Source organism: Xanthomonas sp. CFBP 8152 (assembly GCF_014199025.1).
GTDB lineage: Bacteria > Pseudomonadota > Gammaproteobacteria > Xanthomonadales > Xanthomonadaceae > Xanthomonas > Xanthomonas arboricola_B.
Window position 1 is genome coordinate 1480418 of the sequence record NZ_JACHNO010000001.1, and the last position, 12784, is coordinate 1493201.

5 protein-coding genes and 1 pseudogene are annotated in these 12784 nt (G+C 65.7%); 1 reads left to right on the forward strand and 5 read right to left on the reverse strand.

The window, feature by feature from the left end; all coding sequences use genetic code 11:
- Positions 1–35 precede the first annotated feature (35 nt).
- Genes FHT09_RS06235 through FHT09_RS06245 form a run of 3 tightly spaced genes read right to left on the reverse strand, consistent with a single transcriptional unit; the run spans position 36 to position 5200 of the window.
- Positions 36–3206, reverse strand: a complete 3171-nt coding sequence (locus FHT09_RS06235) for a multidrug efflux RND transporter permease subunit (protein WP_104537020.1) — start codon at positions 3204–3206, stop codon at positions 36–38.
- Between the two features lie 12 nt (positions 3207–3218).
- Positions 3219–4526, reverse strand: a complete 1308-nt coding sequence (locus FHT09_RS06240) for an efflux RND transporter periplasmic adaptor subunit (protein ID WP_104604891.1) — start codon at positions 4524–4526, stop codon at positions 3219–3221.
- A gap of 14 nt (positions 4527–4540) precedes the next feature.
- Entirely contained in the window at positions 4541–5200 is a 660-nt protein-coding gene (locus FHT09_RS06245; RefSeq protein WP_104537024.1) for a TetR/AcrR family transcriptional regulator, read from the reverse strand.
- Between the two features lie 288 nt (positions 5201–5488).
- On the opposite strand from FHT09_RS06245, the gene FHT09_RS06250 reads away from it, so the two are divergent.
- Positions 5489–10498 carry an NAD-glutamate dehydrogenase domain-containing protein gene (locus FHT09_RS06250; protein ID WP_104604889.1) on the forward strand — a complete coding sequence of 1670 codons (5010 nt, stop codon included), beginning with the start codon at positions 5489–5491 and terminating at the stop codon, positions 10496–10498.
- 288 nt (positions 10499–10786) lie between these two features.
- Here the strand turns inward: FHT09_RS06250 and FHT09_RS06255 are convergent, their stop codons facing one another.
- Entirely contained in the window at positions 10787–12214 is a 1428-nt protein-coding gene (locus FHT09_RS06255) for a DHA2 family efflux MFS transporter permease subunit (protein ID WP_104604887.1), read from the reverse strand.
- Positions 12215–12433: 219 nt separating this feature from the next.
- Positions 12434–12715: pseudogene (locus FHT09_RS06260) on the reverse strand (response regulator); the annotation flags it as partial.
- Between the last annotated feature and the right edge of the window lie 69 nt (positions 12716–12784).

The window sequence follows — 12784 nt, forward strand, 5'->3', positions numbered from 1 at the left end:
TTGCCGGGGCTTTTCGTTCTGCGCCGTATCCGGGATCAGCGATCCGGACGATGCGGGCCCGAGTCGTTCTGCGCGAGCAGGTACTGCTTGGACTGTTCATCCAGCTTGTCGCCCAGCATGCGGCGCACCACCACGAAGAACAACGGGATGAAGATCACGCCGAGCACGGTGGCGAACACCATGCCGCCGATCACGCCGGTACCGATGGAGTGACGCGAGTTGGCGCCGGCACCGGTGGAAATGGCCAGCGGCAGCACGCCCAGGATGAAGGCGAACGAGGTCATCAGGATCGGGCGGAAGCGCAGATGCGCCGCCTCCAGCGTCGCCTCGCGCAGCGTCTTGCCTGCCGCACGCTGCTCCACCGCAAACTCCACGATCAGGATCGCGTTCTTGGCCGCCAGGCCGATCACCGTGATCATGCCGATCTTGAAATACAGATCGTTCGGCAGGCCGCGCAGCATCGAGAAGGTGATCGCGCCCAGCACGCCGATCGGCACCACCATCAGCACTGCCACCGGAATCGACCAGCTCTCGTAAAGTGCGGCCAGGCACAGGAACACCACCACCACCGACAACGCGAGCAGCAGCGTGGCAGCGTTACCGGCGATGATTTCCTGGTACGACATGCCGCTCCAGTCGAAGCCGAAGCCCGGCGGCAGATCGTTGTTGACGATCTCTTCCATCGCGCTCATCGCCTGGCCGGAGCTGCCGCCCGGCGCCGGGTTACCGACCAGGTTCACCGCCGAATAGCCGTTGTAGCGGTTCAGTGCCGGCGAGGCGTAGGTCCAGTCGGCCTTGACCACATTGCTCAGCGGAATCATCCCCGGCTGACCATCGGCACCGGTGGCCGTGGCGCTCGGGCTGAAGAAGCTGCGCAGCGACTCCGGGCCGGTACGGAACTGATCGTCGGCACGGATGTTGACGCGCTTGATGCGGCCTTCGGCGAAGTAGTCGTTGACGTAGACCGGCGCCAGCATCAGCTGGATCGAGCTGTAGATGTCGCTGACGTCCAGCCCCATCGATTGCGCCTGGACACGGTCCACATGCAACTGCAGCTGCGGCGAGTTTTCCAGGCCGTTCGGACGCACGCCCACCAGGGTGTCCTGCTTTTCCGCCGCCTTGCCGAGCACGATGTTGCGCGCCTGGGTGAGGGCTTCCTGGCCTGCGCCGGAGCGGTCCTGCAGCCACATGTCGAAACCGCCGAACTGGCCCAGTCCCTGCACGGTGGGCAGGTTGACCACGAAGATCTGCGCGCCCTTGATGCCGTAGAAGGCACCGTTGAGCTGCTGGATCAACTCTCCGGCGGTGACGTCGCGCTCGTCCCACGGCTTGAGCCGGATGAAGCCCATGCCGACGTTTTCGCCCGAGCCCAGGAAGCTGAAGCCGGCAATCTGCAGCATGCCTTCCACGGCCGGTTGCTTCTCCAGGACCGCGCGCATCTGCGCAAAGGCCTCGTTGGTGCGGATCTTGGTCGCGCCCGGCGGCAGCTGCACGATGGCCACCGCAAAGCCCTGATCTTCTTCCGGCAGGAAGCTGCCCGGCATGCGGGTGAACAGGAAGCCGCACAGCACCACCAGCACCACGAACACGATCATCCACGGCGGCGAGCGCTTGAGGGTGTGGCCGACCACGCCGACATAGCGATGCGCCAGCTTGTCGTAGTACTTGTCGAAGGTGCGGTAGATCCAGTTCTTCTTGGTCGAATGGGTCGACTTGAGGAACGCGCCGCATAGCGCCGGGGTGAAGCTCAACGCCAGGAACGCGGAGAACCCCATCGACATGGCGATGGTCAGCGCGAACTGCTTGTAGATCGCGCCCGAAGCGCCGGGTTGCAGCGAGGAGGGGATGAACACCGCCGCCAGCACCACGGTGATGGCCACCACTGCGCCGGTGATCTGGGTCATCGCCTTCTGCGTGGCCGCCTTCGGCTCCAGGTGTTCCTCGCTCATGATGCGTTCGACGTTCTCGATCACCACGATCGCGTCGTCGACCACGATGCCGATCGCCAGCACCATCGCAAACAGCGTCAGCTGATTGATGGTGAAGCCGATCATGTACATGCCGAAGAACGTGCCCAGCAGCGCGACCGGAATCACCAGCGTCGGAATCACGGTGGCGCGGAAGTTCTGCAGGAACAGCAGCATCACCAGGAACACCAGCACGATGGCTTCCACCAGCGTGTGGATCACTTCCTCGATGGAGATGCGCACGAAGGTGGTCGATTCGTATGGCGAGAACCAGGTCACGCCCTGCGGGAAGGTCGGCTGCAGTTCGTCGAGCTTGGCACTGACCGCCTCGGACACGTTCAGGGCGTTGGCGCCCGGCAACAGCTGAATACCGAAGGCGCCGGTGGGCTTGCCGTTGTACTGGGTGTCGAAGCCGTAGTTGCTCGGCCCCACGGTGACCCGTGCGACATCCTTCAGACGCACCGTGGCACCGTTGTTGTCGGTGCGCAGGATGATGTTCTCGAACTGGTCGGGCGAGCTGAAGCGGCCCTCGGCCGAGACGGTGGCGGTGAAGCTGATGCCTTCCGGAGTGGGGTCCGCGCCCACCGAACCGGCAGCGAACTGCACGTTCTGGTTACGCACCGCGGTCAGCACCTGGGTCGCCGACAGGTTGTAGCCCTGAAGTTTCTCCGGGTTCAACCAGATGTTCATCGCGTACTCGGCGCCGAACTGGTTGGTGCTGCCCACGCCGGGCACGCGCGAGATCTGCTCGAGCACGCGCGAGCCGACGATGTCGTTGAGCGCATCGCGGTTGATCGACGGGTTGTCAGAGCGTAACGCGGCCACCATCAGGAAGCCGGCATTGGCCTTGGCCACCACCACACCCTGCTGGGTGACTTCCGAGGGCAGGCGCGGCGTGGCCAGCGACACCTTGTTCTGTACCTGCACCTGCGCGATATCCGCGTCGGTGCCGGTTTCGAACGTCAGCGTGATGGTCACGCGGCCGTTGGCGGCCGAGGACGAGTTGAAGTACAGCAGGTGATCGATACCGGTGAGCTGCTGCTCGATGACCTGGGTCACCGCTTTTTCGGCGGTATCGGCACTGGCGCCGGGGAAGTTGGCGGTCACGGTGACCTGCGGCGGGGCGATCGTGGGGTACGACTCGATACCCAGATTCAGGATCGAAATCACGCCCGCAAGCGAGATCAGGATCGCCACCACCCAGGCAAAGACAGGGTGTTCGATGAAAAACTTAGGCATGTCCGGGTTCCGTCACTGCTGCTTGGACTGGGAGTCGGCCGGCTGCGCTGCAGCGTCGGGCTTGGACTGTTCCTGCGCGGCCGGTGCCGCTGCATCGGCCTTGTCGGCCGCCGGTGCGGCCTGTGCGTCACCGCCCTGGGCCGCGGCCGGAGCCGCGCCCGGCGCACCCGGCTGGCCGCCTTGTGCCGGTTTGTTCGGATCCCACGGCACGCCCTTGGCCGGCTGTCCTTCCTTTGCCTTCTGTACGCCATCGACGATCACCTGATCGCCCGGGGTCACGCCCCCGGTGACGATCCACTGGCCTTTCTGCTGGCCATCGACAGTGAGATTCTTGCGCACCACCTTGCCGTCCTTGCCCAGCACCAGTGCATAAGCGCCGGTGGCATCGCGCTGCACGGCCTGCTGCGGTAGCAGGTAGGCGTTGTTGCGCTGGCCCAGGCTGGCCTTGAAGGTCACGAACGCACCCGGCAGCAGGGCCTGTTCCGGATTGGGCAGGGTCGCGCGCAGCGACACCGCACCGGTGCTCGGGTCCACCGTCACTGCCGACACATCCAGCGTACCCGGGTGCGGGTATTGCGTGCCGTTGCCCAGTTCCACGTTGATGGTGGACTTGCCATCGCCGCTGAGCTGCACGTTGCCGCTGCTCTGGGCCTGGCGCAGGGCGGCCAGTTCTTCGCTGCTCATCGCAAAGTTCACATACAGCGGGTCGATCTGATCGACCGTGGTCAGCAGGGTCGCCTCACCCGAGCCCACCAGCGCACCTTCGGTCACGCGCTGGATGCCGGCGCGGCCGGTGATCGGCGAGGTCACGCTGGCAAAGCCGAGCTGGATGCGGGCGGACTCGACCTGGCCGCGCGCCTGTTGCACGCTGGCGCCGGAAGAGCGCTCGGTGGCTTCGGCGTTGTCGATGTCGGCACGCGACACGTACTGCTGCGGGGCCAGGCTGCGCGCACGCTTGGCGGCGACCTGGGCGTTGGCGTAGGTCGCCTGGGCGGCGGCCAGCTGGCCTTGCGCCTGCAGCAGCGTGGCCTTCAGCGGGGCCGGGTCGATCTCGAACAACGGCTGGCCTTCCTTGACGTCGGTGCCTTCGGTGTACAGGCGCTTGAGCAGCACGCCGTCGACACGTGCGCGCACGTCGGCCGAGCGGAATGCCGACAGGCGGCCGACCAGGTCGCGTTCCAGCGGCAGGGTCTGCGGCTTCATCTCCAGCACCGACACTTCCGGCGGCGGCGGCGCCTGCTGTTGTTCGGGCTTGCTGCAGGCAGCCAGCGCCAGGGTGATGGCACAGGCCAGGCCGAATGTGCGAAGCGGGGCGATCATCAGGAGGAACTCCGTTAGGGTCTTGAAGTGAGAAAGGAAAGCGGGGACAGCGAAGGCGTGGCAGCAACCGCGGCAAATGCACGCAGGAAGGTGTCGACAGCGAACTGCGCCCACTGCTGCCTGGCGGGGAGGCCGGCGCGGTGGGGAACCTGAAAACGTTGCCGGTCGAAATCCAGACCGACGATCATGCTCAACAGCAGTTCGGCCATACAGTGCGGATCGTCATGGCGCAGCTGGCCGGCTTGCATCGCTTGTTGGAAGCGCTGCGCCAGGCGCTGCTGCATACCGACGACTCCGTCCTGGAAGATCTGCTGCGACTGATCTGGGAACCGATGCGATTCGGCCTCCACCAACCGGCAGGTCTGTAACACATCGGGGCGGTTCAGGCGGTCAAGGTGAGCCAGCGCGAAGGCCAGCAGATCCTCGCGCAACTCGCCCGAGTCGGTGCCCAGCGGCACCGTTGCCAGATGCACATGGTCCTGAAGCACGTCGCGCAGCAGGTTTTCTTTACAACCGTAGTAACTGTAGAGGGTCTGCTTGGAGCAGCCGGCACGCGCGGCCACCGCGTCCATGCTCAGCCGCATGCCGCGCTCGGCAAGCAGCGTATGCACAGCTGTATGGATGCGGCGATCGCAGTCCGAGCGCCGGGCAGCACGGTGGGAACGGGGGGTCATGGCGGTAGACTATACCGTCCAGTTTAGTTTTTAAACAGACTTGACGCTCGCGGTCATGTCGATGCACGCCTTATGCCCCGGGCGCCCGGCCGGACTTTGCCGGGTGTGGCGGTCCGGCGTGCGCTTGTGCAGGGGCCAATCCGGCGACGCCGGCAGAATGCCAGTCGGGGAGGGTGCGTTGACGCTGCACCCGGTCGGCGGTTGGCCGGAAATTTGCGCTATGCAGCAAGGCGTCTTCATCCGGCGCCGGTACAATTCAGGTTTTCCACCGAGCACCCCAGCGCTCTCATGACAGCCAAGAAAGCTGCTTCGAAATCGTCCACGACGTCGGTCAAACCAGTCGCCGACCATGCCGTCCCCGTGCTTGCCGCCGCGCCGCAGGCGGTCACCCTGGAGCCGGTCTTCGCCGCGTTGCGCAAGCGCTACCCGGCTGCCCGCCAGTCCGAGGTGCAGCTGTTCGCAGCCGACTTCTACCGGCGCATGGAAGAGGACGAGTTCCCCAACCACCCGCCCGAGCAGTGGGCGGCCCTGGCGTCGGACATGCTTGAATTTGCGCGCACGCGCAAGGCCGGTACGGTCAATGTGCGGGTGTTCAACCCGACCCTGAAGAGCCACGGCTACGAGTCGCCGCACACGCTGCTGCAGATCGTCAACGACGACATGCCGTTCCTGGTCGACTCGGTGAGCATGACGCTGTCGGATCTGGGCATCGGCGTGCACGTGCTCGGCCATCCGGTGCTGCGCATTGCGCGCGACAAGGCCGGCAAGCTGACCGCAGTGGGCGAGGGCAAGAGCGAGTCGATGATGGTGCTGGAGATCGACCGCCAGCCCGCCGACGACATGCCCAAGGTGGAAGCGGCGGTGCGCAAGGTGCTGGCCGAAGTGCGCGCGATCGTGCACGACTGGGCGTCGATGCGCGAGAAGATGGTGATGCTGGCCGACGACCTGGCCACCCGCCGCCTGCCGATGGACGACATCAGCCGCCACGAGGCGCAGGAGTTCCTGCGCTGGGCGGCGGCCGACCACTTCACCTTCTTCGGCTATCGCGAGTACCGCGTGGAGAAGCAGGACGGCCAGGACGTGCTGGCGCCGGTGGAAGAAACCGGCCTGGGCCTGATGCGCGGCCACGACACCTCGCCGGCGCGCCCGGTGACCACGCTGGCGGCGCACGGCCTGAACACCTCGGCCAAGCTCAAGGACGCGCTGATCCTGACCAAGACCAACGCGCGCTCGCGCGTGCATCGGGTCGGCTACATGGATTACATCGGCATCCTGGAATTCGATGCCAAGGGCCGCATCGTCGGCGAGCAGCGCTTCCTGGGCCTGTTCACCTCCAGCGCCTACAACCGCCGCCCGTGGGAGATTCCGCTGGTGCGCCAGCGCCACGAGTACGTGATGAGCAAGTCCGGGCTGACCCCGAGCAGCCACAGCGGCAAGGCACTGCGGCACATCCTCGAGACGCTGCCGCGCGAGGAGTTGTTCCAGTCCAACGAGGAAGAGCTGTATCGCACCGCGATCGGCATCCTCGGCCTGCAGGAGCGCGTGCGCAGCCGCATGTTCCTGCGCCGCGACAAGTACAGCCGCTTCATCTCCGCGCTGGTGTACATCCCGCGCGAGCGCTTCAACACCGATGTGCGGCTGCGCATCGAGGCCTTGCTCAAGGATGCGCTGCACGGCGAATACATCGATTCCAGCGTGGTGTTGGGCGAGTCGCCACTGGCGCAGCTGCACTTGATCGTACGGCCCAAGAGCGGCGAGGCGCTGGAATTCAATACCACCGAACTCGAGTCGCGGCTGGCGCATCTGCTGCGCAACTGGCGCGATGCCCTGCGCGAGGCGCTGGTGGCACGGCATGGCGAGGTCAATGGCCTGCGCATGGCCGCCAACTTCGGGCGTGCGTTGCCGGCCGGTTATATCGAGGACTCGTCGATTGAATCGGCGGTGTCCGACGTCGAACATCTGGCCGCACTGGACGGCCCGGACGATCTGCATCTGAGCCTGCAGGAAATCCGTCGCGACGACGGCATGCGACTGGACGCCGGCGAAGGCCTGCGCCTGAAGCTGTATCGCCAGCTCGACGACATTCCGTTGTCCGATGCGATGCCGATGATGGAAAACATGGGCCTGCGCGTGATCTCCGAGCGGCCATACCGGCTGCAGGTCGGCGAGACGCCGGTCTACATTCAGGATTTCGAGGTCGAATCGACCTCCGGCAAGATCAATGCGGCCAACGCCGACGCCGGTTTCGGCGAAGCCTTCGAGCGGATCTGGAACGGCGATGCCGAGAACGACGGCTTCAATCGCCTGATCCTGGCCGCCGGCCTGCACTGGCGCCAGGTCGCGCTGCTGCGCGGCTATTGCAAGTACCTGCTGCAGACCGCGGTGCCGTTTTCGCAGGCCTACGTCGAGGCGACGTTTACCCGTTATCCGCTGCTGGCGCGCTTGCTGGTGGAACTGTTCGAGGCGCGCTTCGATCCGTCCACCGGCAACGAGACCAAGGCGCAGATCTTCGCCGGGCAGGAACGCCTGCGCGAGGAGTTGTCGGTGCTGGCCGCTGGCGACGAGGCCACGCTCAAGGCGCTGGAGCCGGTGCTGCAGGCGCGTGGCAGCGATCGCGATGCGCAGCAGGAAGCCGCGCGCGCCACGCTGCTGAAGTTGATGGATCGCGTCTCCAGCCTGGACGAGGACCGCATCCTGCGCAGCTTCATCGGCGTGATCGATGCGACGCTACGCACCAACTATTACCAGGCCGACAAGAGCGGCAAGCACGGCCATTGCATCAGCTTCAAGCTGGATTCCTCGATCGTGCCGGATCTGCCCAAGCCGCGTCCGTACCGCGAGATCTTCGTCTACAGCCCGCGTGTGGAAGGCGTGCACCTGCGCTTTGGCGCGGTGGCGCGTGGTGGCCTGCGCTGGTCGGACCGGCGCGAGGATTTCCGCACCGAGGTGCTGGGTCTGGTCAAGGCGCAGATGGTCAAGAACACCGTCATCGTGCCGGTCGGCGCCAAGGGCGGTTTCTACGTCAAGCGCTCGCCGGTCGGCGGCGACCGTGACGCGATCCAGGCCGAAGGCATCGCCTGCTACAAGCTGTTCATCCAGAGCCTGCTCGACATCACCGACAACATCGTCGGCGGCAAGATCGTGCCGCCGCCGCAGGTGGTGCGTCACGACCTGGACGACCCGTATCTCGTAGTCGCGGCCGACAAGGGCACTGCCACGTTCTCCGACATCGCCAACGGGTTGGCGCTGGACCACGGCTTCTGGCTGGGCGATGCGTTCGCCTCCGGCGGCTCGGTCGGCTACGACCACAAGGGCATGGGCATCACCGCGCGCGGTGCGTGGGAATCGGTCAAGCGCCACTTCCGTGCGATGGGGCGCGACTGCCAGAGCCAGGATTTCAGCGTGGTCGGCATCGGCGACATGTCCGGCGACGTGTTCGGCAACGGCATGCTGTTGTCGCGCCATATCCGCCTGCTGGCTGCGTTCGATCACCGGCACATCTTCCTGGATCCCAATCCCGATGCCGCCGCCTCGTTCGCCGAGCGCGAGCGCCTGTTCAAGCTGCCGCGTTCCAGCTGGGCCGACTACGAGGCCAAGCTGATCAGCGCCGGCGGCGGCATCTATCCGCGCACGCTCAAATCCATCGATATCAGCGCGCCGGTGCGCGAGGTCCTGGGGTTGGAATCCAGCGTCAAGCAGCTCTCGCCCAACGAGCTGATGAACGCCATCCTCAAGGCGCCGGTGGACCTGTTCTGGAATGGCGGCATCGGCACCTACGTCAAGGCGTCCAGCGAGTCGCATGCCGATGTGGGCGACCGCGCCAACAACGGCCTGCGCGTCAATGGCGGCGAGTTGCGCTGCAAGGTGGTGGGCGAGGGCGGCAACCTCGGCCTGACCCAGCTCGGCCGCATTGAGGCCGCGCAGGCCGGGGTGCTGCTCAACACCGACTTCATCGACAACTCGGCCGGCGTGGACACCTCCGATCACGAGGTGAACATCAAGATCCTGCTCAACGACATGGTGCAGGCCAAGAAGCTCACCTACGACGCGCGCAACACGCTACTCGCTTCGATGACCGACGAAGTGGCCGACCTGGTGTTGTGGGACAACTACCGCCAGAACCAGGCGATCAGCCTGATGGAGCGGATGAGCGTCAAGCGTCTGGGCTCCAAGCAGCACTTCATCCGCACGCTGGAATTGCAGGGCCTGCTCGATCGTCAGATCGAGTTCCTGCCCTCCGATGCCGAACTGTCCGCACGCAAGGCGCGCGGGCAGGGCCTGTCGCGGCCGGAGCTGTCGGTGCTGCTGTCGTACTCCAAGCTGGTGGCGTTCCAGCAGCTGCTGGAATCGGACATTCCGGAAGACCCGTATCTGTCCAAGGAACTGCAGCGCTACTTCCCGCAGCCGCTGCAGAAGAAATACGCCGATGCGATGGAGCGCCACCGCCTCAAGCGCGAAATCATCGCCACCGCGGTGACCAACACCACCATCAACCGCATGGGCGCCACCTTCCTGATGCGCATGCAGGAAGACACCGGCCGCAGCATCGCCGAGGTCGCCAAGGCCTACACCATCAGCCGCGAGACCCTGGATGCGCGCGCACTGTGGACGCAGATCGACGCATTGGACGGCAAGGTGCCCGAGTCGGTGCAGATCGATGCGCTGGAAGTGATTTGGCGCCTGCAACGCTCGTTCGTGCGTTGGCTGCTGTTGCGTCCGGGTCAGATGCCGGGCATCACCGCGGCGGTGGAGCGTTACCACGGCCCGTTCAACGACATCCGTATCGCCTCCGGCGTGCTGTCGGATGCGCAGCGCCCGCAGTACGAAGCCAGCGTGCAGGAATGGCAGGACAAGGGCCTGCCGCCGCAGCTGGCGCAACAGCTGTGCGAGTTGCGTTACCTGGAACCGGCCTTCGACATCATCGAAACCGCGCGCACCCGCAAGCTCAAGCCGGTGGAGGTGTCCAAGGTGCATTTCCGCCTGGGCGAAGCGCTGCGCCTGCCGTGGTTGTTCGAGCAGATCGACGCGCTGGAGGTCAACGGCCGCTGGCACGCAGTGGCACGCGGCGTGCTGCGCGACGAACTGGCCGCACATCAGCGCGCACTGGTGGCGCAGGTGCTGACCATGTCCGGCAGCAGTGCCGAGGACAAGGTGGCCACCTGGCTGGCGCGCGACGATTCCAGCCTGCGCTTCACCCTGGCCATGCTGGCCGATGTGGCCGAGCAGAAGACGCTGGACTACCCGACCGTGTCGGTCGCGGTGCAGCGGTTGGGGCAGCTGGCTGCGCACGGCTTGTAACCATGTGCAGCGAGGTGATGGCGGAGCGAGTGATTCGCCATCACCTTGGTTGCGCTGATGCAGTTACGTAGTAGTCTGCCCATGCACAAGGCGGCGCAAGGGTCGCCTTGTTTACATGCGAAATTGCGTCGTACATTCGCGAACTCAATGCGTCGTCCGACTATCGACCAATCGCCAGGCCCAAATCCGATCAGCGACAGCACACGCGTTGCTTTTCTTGTGAGTATGTCTGGATGCGAGTGGCATGGCGGACAAGTCATGTCGGGCGCAGGCGGGCGGGCCCAATGCCTAGGCGCGGTGCCCGCTCATCTCCTGCCCGGCATCCTTGTCGAAACGCACATGCCACCAGGTGGCGCTGAGCGAGATCAGGCTGACCACGCAGAACGCCAGCGAGAAATCGCGTTGCTGCGGTTGCAGATGACTGCCGGCCAGCATGGCCAGCTTGAGGACCATCGCGCCGGCGCACACGCCGACCGAGAGCATCAGTTGCTGCAGGGTGGTGTACAGGCTGCTGGCGCGGCTCATGCGCGATGCGGGGACGTTTTCGTAGGCGATGGTGTTGTAGGCGGCGAACTGGAACGACATGAAGGCGCCGCAGCACAGCAGCAGGCCGAACATCAGCGCCGGCGGCCAGTCGGGCCGGAACAACGCACACACCATGTAGCCCAGGCTGGCGAGCACGCCGTTGCCGATCAGGCTGTTGCGATAGCCGAAGCGGCGCAGCAACTGTGGAGTGATGCTACGCATCAGCAGTGCGCCGAGCGCGGTGGCCAGGATCAGGCGCCCGCTGTGCGCAGCGCTCATGCCGAAGCCGATCTGGAACAGCAGCGGCAGCAGGAACGGATGCGCGCCCTGGGTGATACGCATCAGCGCCCCGCCGATCACCGACAAGCGGAACGAATCGATCCGCAGCAGACTCAGATCCAGCAGCGGAGCGGGGTGGTGGCGTGCATGCCACAGATACCCCAGTGCAGCGCTGCCGCCGATGGCCAGCAGCCAGCTCGCCGTGCCGATGCCGTCTTGCTGGCTGACCATTTCCAGGCCGAACAACAGGCAACCCAACGCGGTGCCGCACAGCACGAAACCGCGCAGATCGAAGCGTGCCGGGGCCGATTCGCTGGGAATGTCGGGGATGAAACGGCGCACCAGCACAAAGCCGGCAATGCCGATCGGCACGTTGATGTAGAAGATCCAGCGCCAATCCAAATACGAGACGAAAAATCCGCCCAGCGGCGGGCCGAGCATCGGGCCGATGAAGGCCGGCACCAGCGTCCAGGCCATGGCCGACACCAGGTGACGACGCTCCACGGTGCGCAACAGGATCAGCCGACCGAGCGGAGCCATCATCGCGCCGCCGGCGCCTTGCAGCACGCGCGCGGCGACCATGGTGGGCAGGCTGTCGGCCAGCGAACACAGGATCGAGCCGCCGACGAACACCCAGATCGATGCGCCGAACACCCGGCGCAGGCCGAAGCGGTCGGCAATCGCGCCGCTGGCCGGGATCAGCACCGCCAGCGCCAGTAGATAGCTGGTCATGGCGATGCTCATCGCCGGTGCGGCAACGCCGAAGTCACGTGCCAGGGTCGGCAGCGCGGTCGCCAGCACGGTGGCATCCATCTGCTCCATGAAGATGGCGCAGGCCAGGATCAGCGAGATGATGCGGTAATCGGGATAACGTGGCGGCGTGACGCCGGCCTCGGACACGCTGGAGGACATCGGGCTCTCGGTTGCGGGGCCGCATCGGTGGCGCGCAGATGGCGATCGGACCGGCCCGCGTCGCACGGTGTTGTGCGGCGCAACATGTGCATTGTCCGCCGCTGCGACGCGGGGTTCAAGCGCGCGCCAGGCAACACTGCGTACGCATCACGGAGCCGATAACACTGCCGGCCCGCGCGAGCGGGGCCGTGCGGCCTGCGAGTGGGGCGGAATGCTCGCTCTGGCCTTGAACAGCGCGGGCGGGTAGGGCTTGCTGACGTAATCGGCCGCGCCTGCTTCCAGGCCTGTGCGTTCGTCGTGCTCGCTGCTGCGCGAGGTCACGAACAGAATCGGGATGGCTATGCTGGCGGGCTGCTGCTTGAGCGTGCGCGCCACTGCATACCCGTCCATGTCGGGCAGCTCGACATCCAGCAGGATCAACGATGGCGCGTGGCGGAGCACCGCCTCCAGCGCTTCACCGCCGGATTTGGCGAACACCAGCGGGAACTCGTCGCGCAGCAGCTAGCGCAGGGTGGCCAGGTTGCTGGATTCGTCGTCGACGCACAGCAGGGGACGCTGCGGCATGGAGGC

Excerpts from the sequence above, each read along its gene's own strand:
- FHT09_RS06235 (WP_104537020.1), bottom strand. The coding sequence starts at position 3,206 with ATGCCTAAGTTTTTCATCGAACACCCTGTCTTTGCCTGGGTGGTGGCG.
- FHT09_RS06240 (WP_104604891.1), bottom strand. The coding sequence starts at position 4,526 with ATGATCGCCCCGCTTCGCACATTCGGCCTGGCCTGTGCCATCACCCTG.
- FHT09_RS06245 (WP_104537024.1), bottom strand. The coding sequence starts at position 5,200 with ATGACCCCCCGTTCCCACCGTGCTGCCCGGCGCTCGGACTGCGATCGC.
- FHT09_RS06250 (WP_104604889.1), top strand. The coding sequence starts at position 5,489 with ATGACAGCCAAGAAAGCTGCTTCGAAATCGTCCACGACGTCGGTCAAA.
- FHT09_RS06255 (WP_104604887.1), bottom strand. The coding sequence starts at position 12,214 with ATGTCCTCCAGCGTGTCCGAGGCCGGCGTCACGCCGCCACGTTATCCC.